General features: G+C 48.2%; 10 protein-coding genes. All 10 read right to left on the bottom strand.

Going from position 1 to position 19,061, the window contains the following annotated elements; genetic code table 11:
- Positions 1-80 precede the first annotated feature (80 nt).
- Positions 81-3,200, bottom strand: coding sequence for a TonB-dependent receptor (locus ABIX36_RS24975; protein ID WP_348084893.1), 3,120 nt, complete (start codon positions 3,198-3,200; stop codon positions 81-83).
- 39 nt (positions 3,201-3,239) lie between these two features.
- Positions 3,240-4,952, bottom strand: a complete 1,713-nt coding sequence (locus ABIX36_RS24970; RefSeq protein WP_348084892.1) for a RagB/SusD family nutrient uptake outer membrane protein — start codon at positions 4,950-4,952, stop codon at positions 3,240-3,242.
- A 27-nt stretch (positions 4,953-4,979) separates the two neighbouring features.
- Complete coding sequence (locus tag ABIX36_RS24965; RefSeq protein ID WP_348084891.1) at positions 4,980-8,072, bottom strand: SusC/RagA family TonB-linked outer membrane protein; 3,093 nt, start codon at positions 8,070-8,072, stop codon at positions 4,980-4,982.
- 98 nt (positions 8,073-8,170) lie between these two features.
- A complete protein-coding gene (locus ABIX36_RS24960; RefSeq protein WP_348084890.1) occupies positions 8,171-9,172 on the bottom strand; it encodes a DUF4961 domain-containing protein in 1,002 nt (333 codons plus the stop codon).
- A gap of 30 nt (positions 9,173-9,202) precedes the next feature.
- Positions 9,203-9,640: a DUF5004 domain-containing protein gene (locus ABIX36_RS24955; protein WP_348084889.1), complete on the bottom strand. Its 438-nt coding sequence runs from the start codon at positions 9,638-9,640 to the stop codon at positions 9,203-9,205.
- 19 nt (positions 9,641-9,659) lie between these two features.
- On the bottom strand, positions 9,660-11,402 hold the full coding sequence (locus ABIX36_RS24950; protein ID WP_348084888.1) for a RagB/SusD family nutrient uptake outer membrane protein: 1,743 nt from the start codon (positions 11,400-11,402) through the stop codon (positions 9,660-9,662).
- A 303-nt stretch (positions 11,403-11,705) separates the two neighbouring features.
- The gene (locus ABIX36_RS24945; protein ID WP_348084887.1) at positions 11,706-12,533 is read right to left on the bottom strand and encodes an alpha/beta hydrolase family protein; all 828 of its coding nucleotides are present in this window, start codon (positions 12,531-12,533) and stop codon (positions 11,706-11,708) included.
- A 14-nt stretch (positions 12,534-12,547) separates the two neighbouring features.
- Entirely contained in the window at positions 12,548-13,933 is a 1,386-nt protein-coding gene (locus ABIX36_RS24940) for an SGNH/GDSL hydrolase family protein (RefSeq protein WP_348084886.1), read from the bottom strand.
- Positions 13,934-13,939: 6 nt separating this feature from the next.
- Complete coding sequence (locus ABIX36_RS24935; protein ID WP_348084885.1) at positions 13,940-16,264, bottom strand: GH92 family glycosyl hydrolase; 2,325 nt, start codon at positions 16,262-16,264, stop codon at positions 13,940-13,942.
- 223 nt (positions 16,265-16,487) lie between these two features.
- A complete protein-coding gene (locus ABIX36_RS24930; protein WP_348084884.1) occupies positions 16,488-19,058 on the bottom strand; it encodes a glycoside hydrolase family 38 C-terminal domain-containing protein in 2,571 nt (856 codons plus the stop codon).
- Between the last annotated feature and the right edge of the window lie 3 nt (positions 19,059-19,061).

Here is a 19,061-nt window from a genome sequence, read left to right as displayed (position 1 = left end):
TACGCTTTTTTTTTCCTTAAAAACAACAAGGGTTAACACCTTATCGATGTTAACCCTGTTGCCTTAAATTTCAATCAAATTTAAAAGCCTAACTGGATCCCAAGGTTCACTACACGCTGGTTGATGTAGGCATCGCCCGCGGTGTTGGTAGAGATCTCCGGATCCTGCTGGTACTTGTTATAATTGTCCCAGGTGAACAGGTTGTATGCACTCATATAAATACGGGCGTTGTTTATTTTAAACGGCAGCAGTTTGTTTGGCAGCTGGTAGCCAATGTCGATGGTTTTTAAACGGATGTAGTAGGCATCAACCAGCCAGTAATCGCTAAAGTAAGCGGTAGGGCTGTTTATTGATGTCGGGTTGAAGCCTAAGCGTGGAAAATTAGCGGTACTTGCTGTTGCCGGTGTCCAGCGCTCCTGGTGGATAGGCTGAAACTGGCTCTGGAATGGCTCGATACCGGTACCCAGTACCGCGAAGCTGTAATTGAACGATCCCTGGAACAGCACGCTTACGCTAAAGCCTTTGTAAACCGCCTGCAGCGATAAACCCAATATGGTGTTCGGCAGGTTGGGGTTACCAATGGCGCGTTTATCAAATACGTTGATGATACCGTCGCCGTTCAGATCCTGGTACCTCAGGTCGCCGGGTTGCAGGGGGATGCCGTTATCCGGCAGGGCAAGCGCGTTACCCACGTTAGAACCCTGGTGCGCGGCTTTGTAGGCGGTAATGGCGGCAATATCGTCGGCAGTGTAGTAGCCCAAAAAGTGGTAGCCTTGTTGCTGACCAATGGAGTAGCCGGTTTGTGCCAGCCATGGGTAGGCAGGCGAGGCCTCGTCCTTAAATAAAATTTTGTTTTTTGCGTAAGAGAATACCAGGCCGGCATTGTACTGCAGTTTGCCTGTATTGCCATGATAGCTGATCTGCCCGTCGAAACCCTGGTTTTGGGTACGACCGATATTTACGGCAGGAAGATCTACACCTAAGATCAATGGCACACTGCCGGGAGTGATGAGCTGGTTGTAGCGCACATCGTGGAAATAGTCTACCGTTACCGATACCTTATCCTTAAATAAGTTCATATCCAAACCAATGTCGAGCTTTTTGGCGCGCTCCCAAACAACTTCGCTATTACCCAGCGAGCCTTCTGCAATGGCACCATAGTTTTGCTGCGATTGCCCAAAATTGTAGCCGCCGCTATTGTTATAAACCTGGTTGTATACGTAACGGTTACCCGGCGCGGCATCAGAACCTACCAAACCATAGCTGGCCCTTAGTTTAAACAGGCTGAACATTGGAAGCGCATCCGTAAAGAAATCCTCCTTCACTAAGTTGTAACCAATACTTACAGCCGGGAAGATACCGAAGCGGTGATTGGCGGCAAAACGGTCGGTTCCGTTATAGGCCATGTTAAAATCTACCAGGTATTTTTGTTTGTAATCGTACGCCACCTTGCCAGATACTCCCCTGAATTTCTGCGGAACAGCTACCAAATTACCGGCTAAAAACGGAGCGGCATATAGTGTGTTTGATGTTTGGTTAAACAAGGCCAGCGCCGAAAAGTGGTGTGCATTGCTAAAGGTGCGGTCGTAATTCAAGTATACCTGCAGGTTGTAATTATTGGTGTTAATATCGGTATTACCGGTAAGACCGTAATTCTGATAAACATAGGTTGCACCCGGGCGCAGCGAATACTGCTGCGTAACCGCATCGTAATGATAAGCAGGGATGCCCTCGTTGAAGATCTGCTTGGTGAACTGCTCGGTGCTGGAATACGCTATACGGCCGGTTAATGACAGGCCATCGGTAAGCGCGTCCAGTTTTTGGGTGGCACCAAACAGGAAGTTAAAATCTGTTCTGCGCGAGTGCTGGTAACCACCTGTAGCCAGCCTTGCATTCAACGTTGGCAGGTGGTTGGGGTTAAAGGGCGAATACGCGTAGCTATACGTCCCATTAGGGTTTAAGTAAGGCGCTGTAAATGGCGTTTCTTTTGTAAAGTCGTAGATCTCCCCTACCGCATTTTGGTTGTAGGGCTGGTTTAAATCGCTAAAGCGGGTGGTTACATCCAAACGGAGGTCTAAAGTACTGTTTACCCGGAGATCTAAATTCGAGCGGAAATTATACCTGCGGAAGTAATAGTTGGTGTTCACCATAGCCTGTGGGTCATTAAAATCGCGCACCAAACCGTTTTGGTTTAAGGCACCGCCGGATACAAAGTATTTTAGTGCGTTTGTTCCGCCCGAAATATCCAAATTGGTATTAGCCTGATAGCTTTGTTTCTTAAAGATCTTCTCGTACCAGTTCACATCCGGGTGGCCGTATGGGTCGTCGCCGCTTTTAAAGTGGTTCAGGTCGGCTTGGCTAAAACTCTGCTGAAGGCCGTCATTTACTTGTGCTTCGTTTATCAGCACGGCAGCATCGTAGGAGTTTAAAAATTTTGGCGTTTTTGTTGGCTGGGCCATACCGCCCTCTACCCTGATATTAATTTTGGGTGTGCCGCCTTTACCGCGACGAGTGGTAACCACCAACACGCCGTTGGCACCTTTAATACCGTAGATAGCCGTGGTAGATGCATCCTTCAGGATGGAGATACTTTCAATTTCGTTTACGTTTATCTGCTGTAACTGATCGTATTTGTACTCAATATCATCAACAATAATAAGGGGCTGGTTACCTGCCGCGTTTAATGAGCTTACACCACGGATGTAAAAATCTGACGCATCCTTACCCGGCTGGCCCGAACCCTGCTGCGAAAAGAAGCCCGGTAATTTACCTGTTAACGCGTTTTGCACGTTGGCTGTTGGTACGGTGCGGATCTCGCCGGCCGATATAGAACTTACCGCACCGGTATTGGTAATACGTTTACGGGTACCGTAGGCCACCACCGATACCTCGTCGATACTGTTGGTGCTGGTTTGCATGATCAGATCAAGCACCTGCCCGTCCTGCACTTTTACTTCTTGTGTGTTGTAGCCTATAAAGCGTACAATAACTACCTTGCTCTGCCCTCTCAGCGTAAGCGAGAACCTGCCGTTCACATCGGTAGTAACGCCATTGGTTGGCAATCCTTTCTCTACAATAGTTACCCCGGGCAGCACGCCTGTAATATCGCGTACTTTGCCGGTTATGGCTGTATTTTGAGCATACAAAGCCGCCGGAAACAATGTTAGTATGATTTGAAAGAAAAGTATTATTTTTCTCATAACTTCTTAATTAATTGGTTTAATTGATTCTTTCAGGTATTACCATCCGGGGTTTTGTTTCATATTCGGGTTCTTCTGCACTTCATCATAAGGTATTGGGTACAGGTACATTTTTGGCGAGTCGAACTTGGTCGTCAGCACATTAATGGGGTTGTAGTTTAAGCTGCTGCCCACCTTTACAATGCTTACGCCGGTGCGCGGCTGGTTCATCACGGTTTCGGCAATTTTCCAGCGGCGAATATCCCAATAACGGCTTTCCTCAAAGGCGAATTCCGCGCGCCTTTCGTTTTGTATAATGACGCGCATCTCGGCCCTGGTCATCCCCGCTTTTAAGCCATACTGGCCCGAGCCTGCCGCTATGCCCGCACGCTGGCGGATCTTGATCACTGCGTTGTAAACCCCGGGCGTTGCCCCGGCAGATTCGTTAAGTGCCTCGGCGTAGCCCAAGACAATATCCGCGTAGCGTAAGATCACCCAATCGGTACTGTGCGAACTGTAAGCGTTTGTGCTTTCGAAATTGCCCATGAACTTGCGCATGTAGTAACCCGTTTTGGTTTGCTGCAGCGTTGTATTTGGTTTGCTTTGCCCGCCCTCAAAAGTTTGGATAGAGGTATTAAGCCATTGTGCACCATTGTAAATAATATTATAAGTGAGTCTCGGGTCGCGGCTATTGTACGGGTTGTTTGGGTCGTACCCGGATGCAGGGTCGGTTATGGCCAGGCCATTCGCCATCGGGAAAGCATCTACTAACTGCTGCGTTGGGCTGGTTTGCCCTTTGCCTGTGGCACCGGTAAAACCTACCGGGCCGTTTGTAGTTTCTACTCCGTTGCCATTGCCACCCTGGCGGAAGAATATGATCTCGGGGTTGTATTGGGTGATGAAAATATCTTTATAGTTTGACAGTAACGAATAGGTGTTCAAATCCATCACAGCCTTGCAAGCGGCAGCAGCGGCCGTCCAGCGGTTGGCATCAAAACTGGTGTAACCGGTTAATGGGTTTGCAGCATCAATATTACCACCATTAAACAGCGGACTGGCAGCATATAACAGCACTTTGGCCTTTAATGCCAGGGCCGATCCTTTTGTAGGGCGGTGGCTGTCTGCTTCCTTGGCGGCCGGTAAAGCTAACGGATAAACCAGCAGCGAATCTTTTATGGCATCGCACTCGCTTACAATGTATTTTATGCAATCATCAAAAGTGTTGCGGGGCAGCGATATATCATCGGTAATGGTATATACCTTGTTACCCATCAACGGTACACCACCGTAGCGTTTTACCAATTCGAAGTAGAACATGGCCCTAAGAAAGCGTGCTTCGCTTTTCCACACAAATTTTTGCGAGTAGCCATTGTATTTGGCCAGTACCGGCACTACACCAATGTTGTTTACAAACTCGTTTGCCTGGCGGATGCCCGCGTAATAGGTTCCCCACAAGTTTTCCTCATTAGGGATGGTATAGGAGTTGTACGATGCGGTAGCCAGCACGGTTGATGCGTTAGTTGGGCCCGAGGCTGATGAGATGGCATCGTCTGATGCGACATCCAGGTAATCGCCCCCTACCCTGTTTTGCCCGTTCTTCAGTATCGAATAAATACCGTACAGGTAATGCTGCGCGTTTACACCGGCAGAATCGCGGCTATCGAAGATCTTGTCGATCCCTACCTTGTCCACAGGGAACTGCTCGTATTTTTTGCAGCCGGCAATTGCCAGTATCAGTATCAGGGCCGCTATAATATTTTTGTGATTTTTCATGATCGTATTTTTTATGATGGCCAAAAATTAAAGCTTAACGGTAAACCCTGCGTTCACTATCCTTTGTATAGGATACGCGCCGTTGCTAACCTCCGGGTCGATGTCTTTATAGCCGTAAAAGGTTACCAGGTTTTCGCCATTGGCAAATAAGCGTACGCCCGCTAATCTTAGTTTCTTTACCCAACTGTAGGGCAGGTTATAACTTACTTCCGCGTTTTTCAGCCTGATGTAATCGCCTGAGCGAACGTACAGGCTGCTATATGCGGTGTTGTTGGCGTTACCTGTTGTTAAGCGTGGCAATGTTGCTGTCGCTGCGGTTTCTGGCGTCCAACGGCCGGTAAGGTTATCATACCCCTGCCCTGCCTGGGTAAGGCCAAGGAAGCCGATGCCCGCGAAGCCGTTCACCATAGCGTTATCAAACAGGAACTGCCTGTTCTCTACCCCCTGGATGATCATGCTGAAGCCAAAGCATTTGTAGTTGAACCCAAGCGATGCACCGTAAAAGATGAGTGCCTTGTTGTTGCTAATGTTGGTGATATCAAACTGGTTGATGATGCCGTCGTTGTTCAGATCGGCATATTTTACATCGCCTGCCTGCGCGGTGTAGCCGGTTGTAGTAGCACTTGCCGCTGCTTCCTGGGCGTTGTTAAAGAAGCCCAAAGCCTGGTAGCCATAGATAGCGTTTGTAGACTGGCCCGTGCGGCGCAGCCATGGGTAAGGCGTTGGTGTTTCGTCGCTAAAAACGCTGGTAGATTTTTGTACCGATGCATTACCCGAAAAGAAGTAATTGAAATTGTTGATGTTGTTTTGATACGTCAAAGTAAGTTCGGTACCGGTGTTTAATACCACGCCAATGTTCTCTACAGAATACGGTGTACCCAACAGCAGTATGTTGCGGCCGCGTACCTGCAACAGGTCTTTATAGCGGTCGTGGTAGTAATCGGCAGTAATACCGAGGTGATTATTGAACAGGGAGATATCGGCACCTACATCAATTTTATCAGCTTTTTCCCAGCTGATGAGCGGGTTAGCCAGCGAGTTGGCAAATATCCCCTGCACATCGCTGCGGCTGGTGCCGGTGCTGTACTGGTAGCCATTTGGCGAGCCGTAGGTTTGAATAAAGTTGTAATAACCATAGTTGTCTACATTGCCGTTACCGTTGCGGCCGTAGGTGGCACGCCATTTCCACGAGGAGATAAAGCTCAGGTTATCTTTAATAAAATCTTCCTTACCCATTTGCCAACCCAGGCCGCCCGCGAAAAACACGCCAAACTGCCTGCCCGGCGCGTAGCGGCTGTAACCACTGCGGTTTACGGCACCTTCTATAAAGTATTTTCCGTCGTAATTGTAGCCAGCCTTCAGGGCTTCGTTGGTGGTGGTTGCGGTTAAGTCGAAGTTAAGGTTCATCGACCGCGTATCGTACATCAGCTTACCGGTGAAGTTATGCTTACCAAAAGTACGGTCGTAATTTAAAGCAAGCTGACCGTAAAAATAACGCGCGCTGGATACGCTGCTAAAGTTATTCTGCTGCTGCGATGGTGAGCCAACGCCCGCGTAAGAATCATCGGCCTTTATTAAAAACACATTGTTTTGTAATGATCTGTTCACCAAACTTTGTGATGATAGCGCCAGGTTACCCATTGCCTTGCCGGACAACCCCTTGGTGATGCTGCTCATATCATAGGTCAGATCGAGGTTGGCCAGCACGTCGTTGGCGTTTGCGCGCTGGTAGCCCGAATACTCTGTTTGCGCTAAAAGGTTGTTGGTATAGGTAGTGGTACCCGCGAAAGAACCATCGGGATTACGTACCGGGTAAGCGTTGCCGGGTGTGCTGTATAAAGCGCCTAAAATGTTTGAATATCCCGAGCCCGGTTGTGTTAGCGATTGAATGCGCCCGAACATCTGCAGGTCTACCACAAATTTCTTGGTTACATTTACCGTAACATCGGTATTGATGATGTAGCGGTTAAGGTTGTTATTGGTGTTGTAAGTTACATCCGGCGCGGTGTTAAACATGCCGTCCTGGTTCATATAGTTCAACGATACGCTGTAGCGGGCAATCTCGCTGCCGCCGTTCACATTCAGCTTATAGCTGGTCATTGGTGAGTTTTTGCGGAGGATAGTTTTGTACCAGTTCACATCCGGGTGGCGTGTAGGGTCGCTGCCATCGCGGTATGCGGCAAAATCAGTAGCGCTATAAATCGGCAGCTTACCATCGTTCTGCAAGGCCTCGTTATACAAATAAGCATATTGGTATGCAGGCAGCGGATTTGGCAGGCCCAGTGGTGTTTGCGATGCAGTTTGCGCGGTAAAAGAGATGCGCGGCGCACCCGCCTGCGCACGTTTGGTTGTAATTAAGATGATACCGCGTGAGCTGTTTACGCCTAATAAAATGGTGGATAAACCATCCTTCAAAACCGATACAGATTCAATGCTTTCCGGATCGAGGGAGGAGATCTCACGCTGTACTCCATCTATAATGGTAATTGGCGACTGGCCGCGCAGGTTCAGGAAAAATTCGGTATTATCATTTGCCTGGTAGTTGTTGTGCAACACCACGTTACCAATAAAATCGCCAACGGTTTGCCCCGAGGTTTGTGGGATAGCAAAACCGCCACGTTGCTGCGTATATAAACCCGCCAGTTGCCCTGGTAATGCGTAAGTGTAAAGCGTAGCGGGTGTGCTGGTTAGCTGGTTGGTGTAAATGGTAGATATGGCCCCTAAACTCTTATCAGCAGCGGCAGTGCCGTACAGCACGTTAATGGTCGATGGCGCTTTAATGTAGGCATCTACCAGCCTTACGGTTAGGTCGCTGCCTTTAAAAGTGGCTTCGCGGGTATTATAATTAGGGGCTTTAAATACCAGCGTATTATTGGCTGCGGTGCTTATCTCAAACCGGCCGTTCTTATCGGTACGGGTGGTATCGGCTTTGCCTTTTACGGCAACCTTTACGCCTTTAAGGGGGTTGCCGTACTCGTCGAGCACAAGCCCGCCGGCCATACCCGGACGGGTACTACCCTTGGCGGTGGTATCCTGCTGCATGGCGTGGCTGCTTGTAGCCAGTGCCAGCATCAGTATAACCAAAGCCGTAAAATATTTATTTAAGTAGCAATTAGCCATTGTATAAAGTTTAAATTGTTGGCAAAAATTAAAATATCGGTTTAACGTGGGCACACTTCGGTCTTTGATGGCGCCAACTGTTTTATATTATAAGCTGATTATCCGCATTTAAAGGTGTACACAAATGGCTCTTTAGTGTTACCATAGCCCACACTTTCGGTGTTGGCCTTGTTGGTGACAAAGTATTCCATCTTCACTATGGTTTGCGCGTCTGTTGTGTTAAAAAACGATTTTGGCCAAAACGTAAGCTGGTACCGCTTACTCGTCGCCGATGTTTGTTTCATCAATGTTTTGGCGGTTTGTTCGCACAGGGTAATGACTTTGCCATCACTGGTATAGGCTTTCGCGCATAGGTAAACTTCACTTGCGCCGCTAAGCGGGGTGGTTACCACGTTGCCGTCAAATGTTAGCGTAACAAAATCATTATCAAGCGATTTCGGCGGATCAACAATGGTGAGCTGAGGGTTACAAAAATCTATAATGTCGCCGGTGCCGCCGGTTACTTCAAAACAATCAGTCGATTTTTGGCTGAAATATGTCCCGTTGCCATCGCTGATGAAGCCGTTGCCGGTATCGGTAATTACATAGCCTAATTTTACAAGGGTGTTGTTACCATCGGCAGCTACCTTCATTTTAATGAGCAGATCGCCGCTGATGGTGTGCCCGCCTTCGTGGATGTAAGCCTTATCGGTTTGGTAGGCTACCCATTCCATATCATCTATGAGGTTACCCGCGTTGCCAAAGGTTTTCTTCATGTAAGCCGACCAGGTTAACCCTCCGCCGTTTTTTGGCAGCGATCCATCCGGTATCAGGCTCATGGTGCCATCGCCTTGCGGGCTGGTGTAGGTAATGGTTGTGTTTTGCGCGGCTTTCCAGCCTTTTGGCACCAGTATACCCAATACCAGGTAATCGGGCCCGCCGTTACCTGCCGTAGGGATAGAAATATGCACCGTGATAGGCACTATATCGCCAACTTTAGCGGTTGAGGGCTGGTCTACCCCGGTAATTACTTCGCCGCAGCAGGCCAGTGCAATGCCCAGGATAAGGCAGGCGCATGCCCGCCACAAATTTTTGCCTTTTATATGTAATGATGTTCTCATAATCTGTCTGTATTCGGTTTAAGGCAGTGGTTAGTTAACTTTTTGAAGTACGTACACATAAGAGTTATTAGTACAGCCCGGGCTGAAGGTTAAGCTCAGCTGCCTTTTGCCATTTACTATAGGGTAAGTAAACGCGGTTGCTATCGGCGTTTTCCCGGCGGCGGTAAAAGTTATTTTGTATGGATACTGCGGGTCGTCGAGCGCGAAGGCGCCATCCTGGTTAACCAAAAAAGGCAGCCTGTTCACCAGCGTGTACCCACCCGAAGCGAAGTTTATTTTAAATGCGCTGAAATCGATGATCGAAGTCAGATCGGTACCGTTGCGGGTGGCTTTTATCACCTGCCAGCTGCCGGTAATATCTTTCAACGCTTCTTTTTGCGGCAGCACCTTTTCGGTTTTGCATGATGTGGCTAATACGGCAATCGTCATAACCAGTAGCAGCGCTTTTATTTGATATATCTTTTTCATATTATATGTTGGTATCCTATTAATAACCAGGGTTTTGGATCAGATCTGTGGATTTAGCCACTTCGCTTTGCGGCAACGGCCACAGGTACATAGCCGTACGGAAGTTGCGTTTACGCACCGGAAACTGTGTATAGGTAACGGCTGCACCGTTGCGGTTAACTTCCATCCCCATGGTTTGGATGTTATCGGTTGTTTCCGCTATCTTCCAGCGGCGTACATCCCAAAAACGGTGCTCTTCAAAAGCAAGCTCAATGCGCCTTTCGTTGCGGATCACGTCGCGCATAGCTACCTGGCTTAAACCGGCAGGTAACTGGTAAGGGTTTAAACCTGCCCTTTGGCGGATGGCCTGCACTGCGGCATAAACCTGGCTGGTGGGGCCATCATATTCGTTAGCAGCTTCGGCATAGTTCAGTAAGATCTCCGCGTAGCGTATCAACGGTAAAACACGATCTGTACGGTGGGTAAAATCATTAGCAACCGCGTTTGGCGCCAGCATTTTATTGGTGTAATAACCTGTTGAAGTACCAATATGTACGGCATCGGGTCCGGTAGATATGCCGTTGAACGTACCCTGGTAAATATTTACAGGGGAAAGCCCGGCCGAAAGCCTGTTTTGAATAGGTGTCTGATCGCGGATAACGGTATAATCCAGGCGCGGATCGCGGTTGAGATATGGTTTTTGAGGGTCGTAACCTGATGTAGGATCGGTGATGGCTTTGCCATTACTCATCGGGAAGGCATCAACCAAACCCTGCAATGGGAACGCTCCGTTTTGCCCGGTACGTGATGGCGGTTGGAACAACGCCTCCAGGTCGTAATTGCCGGCCGAGCTCATAAATTGAAAAATATACTCGCTGTTGAAACGCTGTGTGAACAGGGATTGAAAGCCAAAGCCGGGGCTGGTGCCATTATCAACATACAAATTATAAGTAGTAAGGCCTATTACCGCGGCAGCGGCATCCTCGGCCAGTTTCCAGCGCTCACGGCTGAAAGAAGTGTACCCTAAAACAGCGTCGTTTTTACTTCCGGTAAGCGATTCGCCATTGAATAACGGACTGGCAGCATAAAGCAGCACCCTTGATTTTAAAGCCAGACAAGCGCCTTTTGACGCACGACCATAGTTTACACCGCTTTGTGTGGTAGGCAGATCGAGCGCTGCGGCGTTACATTCTGCAACAATATAATTCACACACTCCTCGTAGGTGTTACGCGCTGCGGGGATCTTATCGGTATAGTTATAAATACTGTCGCCAACCAAATGAATACCGCCGTAATGCTTCAACAGAATGGCGTAGTACCATGCCCTCAAGAAACGGGCCTCGGCCTTCATTTGCGTTTTAACAAATGCGTTGATGGGCGATTTGGGCAGGTTTTTTAACAACTGGTTTACCGCGCGGATGTTTACATACGGCTTTTTGTAAGCATCATCGGTAACTACTGCCGCGTTAATGGTTCCGCTCTCCCACGCCAGCGCTGTAGAACCGCCGGAATTGAACACCTCCGCCTCGTCTGAAGAGGCATCAATACCGCCATTTGGCGTACCGAAACCATAAGTAAACCTGCTGGCCGACGCGCTGAAACCCACATTGGTATAAATACCCGCTAAGAAGCTCACCGTATTGGCGCTATCCTTAAATACGGTTTCTTCTGTAAGGTTTGAGGTGGTGGTTTGCCCCAGGAAACTATCCTTTTTACAGGATGCCAACAGGAAAAGCAGCAGGAGAGAAGAATAAACAACCGACTGAAAGTAAATTTTTTTCATACTATAGGGTTAATGTACCAAAGCGGCTAAGCTTCAGCATTTTATTTTTTTTTTGGATTGAAAAATCGTTTTAGCAAATCGAACGAAAACACACATTTTTAAGGGTCTGTTTGCTGATCGAATAATTGGTTTATAATTCTGGCATTAATTTATACTGCTAATATAAGCTGTAAAAACGATTTAGCAAACTTTTTTCAAGTTTTTTTTATTTTTAATAATTTGCAATCCCAACCCGCTATTATTTAACATTTTAATAAGCTTTAAATGGGTTATAATCAATGTTTTTAACAATACTCCCCGCTCCTACTTTTCACCGTTAAAATACCTGCTAAAAAACAGCCCCTGGTAGGTTATCGAGTTACCCCAATATTCCCAGGAATGGCCGCCGGGCTTCACCGTGTAATCATGCGGTATTTTGCGCTCCAGTAATTTCTCGTGCAGTTCTTGGTTGCCGCTGTACATGCCATCATCGTAACCGCAATCAAATGTAAGCGCGAGGGCGTTTGGTTTTACCAGGTAAAGCAGGCTCACCACGCAGTGCTGCTCCCATACGTCGGGATGCTCACTGTACTTGCCCAGCAACGCCTCAATACCGTAACTATCCGCAAACTGGCGGATATCTACCACACCGCTCATGCTGCCCGCGGCACCAAAAACATTCTGGTGTTTAAAGGCTAAAAACAAAGCACCATGCCCGCCCATGCTTAGCCCGGTAATGGCTCTCCCCTTACGGTTGGCAATGGTGGCGTAGTGTTTATCTACATAGCTCACCAACTCGTTAGCCACGTAGGTTTCGTACCTAAAATCCTTATTCACGGGGCTATCAAAATACCAACCGGCAAAAGCGCCATCGGGGCAAACAATGATAAAATGATAGGTATCGGCCAGTTTAGTAATGGCGGGGATCTTTTTTATCCAATCGGAATAATTGCCGCTAAAACCATGCAGCAGGTACATCACCGGGTATTTTTGCGCGGTTGAATAGTCGGCAGGCTTAATAATTACGGCCTTCAAATCCTTATTCATGCTCGCGCTGTGCGTAATGGCGGTGTCTATTGTAGCAGCGGTTGCTTTTAAGCCAAGCGATGCCGCGCAAATAAGCAGTAACGTTATAATTCTTTTGGTATTCATGTTATTAGCTGGTATTATTTTGAAGCGATTATCTCGATGTGATGGGTTTGCGGTTTGTTAATGGCGTAGATCTGGTCGGTTAATACATCCATCTCTTTCTGCCAGGCATCGCGCAGGCTTTTGTAACGGGCGCGGCTGTAGTTGTCCTTGTTGCCGTTCACAAAAATATTTGTGCGGGCGTATTTTGATACCGTATCCATAGCGGCGTTACTGTCCTTATATAACAGACCCTTCTCTTTTAAAAAGTCGTATTCCATCCACATATAATTCCTTAAACGGCGCTCTATTTCCCAGCGCTCTTCGTTTAGTTCGCGCACCTGTATGGCTTGCTGGTATTGCGGGGTGGTAGTAATCTCGGCCATGTTGATACCGTTGGCGAGGTCGTCCGCATTCCAGCTGCCCATTTTTTCACCGTCTATCAGCAGGTCGTACTTGCCGGCTGCAAGGCTTTTTACGGTCAGCATTTCGCGGTTAAAATCATTGGTAAATGGGATCACCTTAAGTGCTTCCGACTGCTTTTTTCGGTTGCCCCAGCCACGTGGAACGGTATCTAAAGGATAAGGAAGGGAGTTAGCTAAATAGTTAAAAGATATCGATTTAGCAATTACAGATAAATTTAACACCTTGCTGTTTACCGCTTTTGATATGCTTTTTGATGCCGCGTTGATGGCAACATCGGCCACCACGGCATTGGACAGTCCCTGTGTTTTCAAAAACAGGTAGGCCATTACCAAATGCCCATCGTTATCCGGGTGGATACGGTCGTTTGGCGTAAGGCTAAAGGATGTATCCTTTAACTGTTCGCGTTTGTTGATGGCATCCATCGGGTGGTAAAAATCCACATAGCCCCAGTTGTTCTTTTCGGCACTCGCCTTCTGATAATCTATCACTTTAGAGAAAGCAGCAGCTTTACCGGGGTAGATATTTTTGGTAGTGAACTTGCTGGTTTCGTCATACGGCGAACCCAGGATCAGGATCTTGCGGATCTCGGTATGTTTTTTCAGCTTATCTTCCAGCGCGGCGTATATTTTGTAGTTACCAGCCAGCCGGTTTTCAATAAATGTCTGCCCATCCTTGCGGTACCATTCAAAATAGCCGGTATCGTTCATGCCCCAGGTGAGGGTGAGCACGGTTGGCTTTTTGCTCAACGCGTCGGCATCAATCCTGTCGGCCATTTGCCCTATGGCGTCACCGCCAATGCCTACATTAAAAAATTGCATACGGCGGTTGGGGAAATGCGTCATGTAATACAGCCAGATGTACGAATGGTAATGCCCGCCATCGGTAATGCTGTTACCCACAAAGACCACCCTATCGCCCGCCTTAAATGGCGCCACAGTTTGGGCCAAAACGCCCGTATATAAACCTATGCCTGCCAATAATAAATAAATTTTCTTCATATCGTTTTAGTTTGTGCCCCAGCTTTTGTTTGGTTCGGCACCCATGGTTAGTTCAAGCGTTCCGCCTGCGGCGATGTCTTTAAAATCCAGCCAGCATTTGCTGTAGGACTTGCCGTTTAGTTTAGCGCTTTGTATGTATATATTTTTTGTTGAATTATTTTTGGCGATGATGCTGAAGAACTGTCCTTTAGCATATTTTGGATCGAGCTTTAAGGTTACCTTATCAAACACCGGGCTGGTAATTTCCTGCCTGGTATCACCCGGCGTAACCGGGTGCAAGCCGCTGGCTGCCAGCACATACCAAGCCGACATTTGTCCCACATCCTCGTTCCCTACCAAACCTTCTACCGAGTTTTTATAAGCGCGGCGACAAATCTCGCGGGTCCATTTCTGTGTAAGCCATGGCTGACCAAGGCGGTTGTACAGGAACGGCACATGGTGTACAGGCTCGTTGGCGTGGTTATAATAGTCGTTCCACATCATGTTCTCCGGCGTTTTGGCGAAGAGTTTGTTCAAATCGGCTAATACTTTTTCTTTGCCCCCCATCAGTTGCACCATGCCATCCACATCCTGCGGTACAAACCAGCCCTGCTGGTAAGGGTTGGTTTCAAAGGTACCGTACCATTGCGTTAAACGGCCCGAATCCGGCCAGACTTTCCAGCTGCCATCGTCCTCGCGGGGGCGAAACCAGCCCTTATCCTTATCCCATATATTTTTATAGCTTTTGCTTCGCGACGCATATTTGGCGGCATCCTGCGGGTGCTTTAACCAGCGCGCCAGCTGCGACGCGCACCATTCGGTATAGGCGTACTCCAAGGTTAAAGCGATGCTGTTACCGCCAGAGGTGTAGCCCTTATCGCCATTGCCAAATTTTTCTACAGAACCTATTGAAAGTTCGTACGCCTTATTTACATCGTAATTACGGATGCCCTTAGCGTAAGCATCGGTTATCACCGATACGGCAGGGTTGCCAAACATGCAGCCGCTGTAGGCGTTGAGCAGTTCCCAGCGCTCCAGGTAGTTTTTGTTCTTTTCGCCTGCCAGGGTAATCAGCGAGTTGATCTCATCGTTCACCAGCGAGGGGTTGATGATGGTTTGCAGCGGCATCTGACTGCGAAAAACATCCCAGCCGCTAAAAATGGTGCGTTTTTTAAAGGCCGCGTTTAAGTGCGCCTTGCCATCGCCACCGGGGTAATGACCATCTACATCGTTTACGATGCGGGGGTCTATCATGGTGTGGTACAGCGCGGTGTAGAATACCTTTTTCTGCTCCAGCGTGCCGCCCTGTATAGCAACTTTGGCCAATGCTTTGTTCCAAAGGGCTACCGTACGCTTGTGGAGGGCGTCAAAATCCCAGTCGGTAATTTCTGCGGCAAGGTTGCCTTTTGCACCGGCGATACTTACAAAGGAGATGCCCGATTTCATCAGCACCTGCTCTTTTGCCCTTGTGGCAAAGTTTGTATAAAAGCCCAAATGTTTGCCTTGTTTTTCTTTAATGCCTTTGAGGATAGCGGATTTACCCACCCGTTCCTGGTATTTATCGCTGCCAACTTCTTCGCGTTTACGCGTCCAGTCATCCGGGATATCGGCGCTCCAAACGCCGTAATCCTTAAGTGGCTTGCTAAATTGCGCGTAGAAGTAAATCGTGTAATCTGCATGGCCATCACCGTTGCCCCAGCCACCGCCGTCGGGTGTGCATTTCATCCAACCTTCGATGGTGTTGGCATTTACCACTCTTACATATTGCAAAGTGGAGGTACCGCCTACCCTGCGGGCCAAATCTATCTGAATGCGCGATAGCTTGTTTTGCGGAAAAGTGAAGCGCAACATGCCGCTATGCGGCGCGGCGGTCATTTCGGCCTTGATGTTGTTATCGGTAAGTTGCACGCTATAGTAACCTGCCGATGATTTTTCGCTTGGTTTAGCATACATGGACCGGTAACCGCCTTCAGGGTGCGCAATGGTGCCAGCCTTTGTTTTTAGTGTGCCCGTGGTTGGCATTACCAGGAAATTACCCAAGTCGCCGTACCAGCCTATGCCGCTCATTTGTGTAAAGGCAAAGCCCTCTATGCTGGTATGTTCATAGCTGTAGCCCGAGCCGTTATCGCCGCCGGTAATGGTATTCGGACTCAACTGCACCATCCCATAAGGTGTAGCTGCCCCCGGGAAGGTTTTGCCAAGGCCGTGATAAACACCTGCGTCGGCCGTGCTGGTGCTTGCGCCGATGAAAGGGTTAACATACGATGCCGGGCTTTGGGCACACAGCACCGGCATAAACGCAAAACTCGCCACAAGGGTGAACGCAAAATATTTTACTACAGGTTTAAACATGGTTGGGTACTATAATTGGTTGGCAGAAATAACTCATTACACTACTTAAATTAGCTTGTAATTACCGTTACTCCCGCGATCATCTAAAAATTAAAAACGTACAAATACAGGCTTGTACTTGGTAAATGGTTTATAAATAAACCCAATATTATATAAGAAAAAACGATTTAGCAAATTTTAGCCAACTTATTTTTTGCTGATGTACTTACAACACTATATGGCCTTAAAACCGTCTTGCATTCAGCAGTTTTATTGTACGGATGCCAAACTTTGGCATAGCGATATCGGTACTCAGTTCGCCTGCTTTTGTTTTTTGTAATTGCAGGGTCTTCCCTACCCTGCCATCCAACTCCACCAACGTAGCTTTATCAGCATTACAATTGAAAACCACTTTACTTTTAACATTGCCCGCGCCTGTATTGAATAACCGTACCAGCATATCGTCGCCTTCAAAATTTACGGCAGAGATCTCGTATCCGGTGGGCACTTGTATCAGCGATCTGCCGGCAACAACTGGTCGGCCTTGCGACGTAACGACCGTCAATGGCTCGTTCCATTTAGCGCTTTCTGCTTCGATGCCTGCTTTATCCCATTTACCTGTATGAGGTACGAGGGCGTAGTGGATAGTGGTTGGCCCGGTTATTTGATGATCCCTGCCCCAAAGCCCCATGCCCGAGTATTGGATATTGAGCGCCAGCGGGAAATCTTCACCATGTGCGTAACTGGTGGTATGGTCGGTAAAAAGGGCCATGCCGTATTGGCCATCTTTATCAGTAACATCTGCCCAGTTCAGTATCACATTATTTTTAATACTATCCCAACGGGTGAAGAAGGTATTATCCAGCCGGCTTTCGGTAACATCAAAGGGAGCGTTCTTGTAAACCTTTTGCCCTTTGAGGTTAAGCGGGAAATAAGCCAGCAGTTTGTTACGGTCGTCGTAAAAAGCTTTATTAGGGTTATCCAACCTGTAAGTTCCTTTAGGCGTTTCGCTGCCAATGCCTGGGTTACCTTTCCAATCGATATTCAGGACTACATCAATGCGGGGTTGACTCTGCCCTAATGTGATCATTTGAGTATAATCATTCCCTGCGATAGTCCCTTTTACGGCGAGTTTAAGCAGCAACGGCCCGTTCTCCATGATCTCCACATTGGCCGCATGCTCAATGATCGACTTAAAGCGTCCGTCCTTATAAAAATTGCCCCGCAATTCGTTAAAGCTGCGCGCATTTGCCTGATCGATAAATTCTTTGTTACCTAATTTTTTGGCAATGATGCTTTTAATAGCGCCGCCGTGCGAAGGATCGATCGTAATTTTGTAGAGGTCGGTTTCTACCAAATATTTGCCATCGCCCAGTTGCCTAAGCATCGAACCCTCCCGATTGGCGCTATCTTTTAAGGTTAGGCGGTACGCAGCATAGCCCAGGGCCGGCACCGTTGCCTTAAAGATAATGCTGCTCTTATCGGCACATAGCTGCGCAGATACCGGTTGGCCTTTAACATCCAACAATACCAGCCCGGCGGGGCTTATTCCCCGTGGCAGCTTAAAAGCAACCAACTCTGCCCTGTTGCTGCCCGTGGTATTGTAAACCGTTACGTAGCGGGCTTTGCTTTTGCCGCTGCCAAGGCTTAGCTGCGCTTTATCAATGATGCTATCGCAGATGGCGTTGGTGTTGTTTGTCCACTTAACTACCTTATCGGCCCAGGTATCGCCGGGTTTGCCGTTGTAAGGCACTATCCAGCAATCGTGATGTTGCGATAAAAGCAGTGTTCGCCATGCCGAATCGAGCTGTGCTTGCGGCCATGGTGTTTTGCTATATATCTTTGCCATAGCTGCCAGTTTCTCGGCCATCACCAGTTTATTTTCGGATACCCGCACCTGTTGCGCTATCCGCTGCATCACCTGCGAACCCCAAACCAGGCTCACCAGCATATCTTCTTGTGACACTTTCCAGTCTTCGCGGGCGTCGTTTTTGGCCACGTTGCCAAAATAGTTCCGCCACGTGGTGTAAATACTTTTTATGTTCCCTTTTTGTCCGCTGCCAATGAATGGGCCGTTCTTCCAGCCTGCGTCCTGCAAGGTCATGCCTACCGGGTGCGGCATACTCGCGGCAAAGGCGGCGTTGATGTATTCGGATGAATTATCCCAGGCAATAGTTTGCCAGGTAGATTTGGGCGACAATTTCTCCACCTCATACCGCGGCGAAGTGATAACGCTGGTGCCATCCGGACCGATCCAGTTCACCAGTTCCCCTGCGTGCGATTGGGTATAGCCACCCCAGCAGGTATTTGGGTTTTTAAGCGAGGCATATTTAAAGCCAAATGAAGTTAATATCTGTGGCAGCGCACTGGTAAAACATGGTTCCTCGGAGGAATAACTGGTAAAAATAGCTTCGGGGAAATGCGCCTTTACCAGCTTCGTCCCATAACTGAATTGCCTGATGATGCTCTCGCCGGAGATGTTGTAATTATAGCTTTGCGCGTAGGCTGGGTTTACGTACTCTATGCGCCCATTGAGGGATTGATCGGCAAAGAGGGTCTTAAAATCCGCGTAAGCTGCCGGGTCGACGGCTTTGGCGCGGGCCCAGGTTTCGGGCTCCAGTTCAATGTTTACCTTCCAGTTGGGGTTTTTCGTTAGCATATCCGCCATAAAGCGGGTGTTCCAATCCGGGTAATGCCCCCAGATGCCGCCGTGGTAACCGTCGATATAATAAGCGGTTTGGGCGGATGCGGCGTGTGTAAGCGACAGCGCCACAGCCACCACAAAGGCACGGAATATATTAGGATAACATTTCATCAG

The organism is Mucilaginibacter sp. (assembly GCF_039925265.1).
Taxonomy (GTDB): domain Bacteria; phylum Bacteroidota; class Bacteroidia; order Sphingobacteriales; family Sphingobacteriaceae; genus Mucilaginibacter.
Note: the sequence above shows the minus strand (reverse complement) of the source record. Positions and strands in the feature narration are given on the sequence as shown.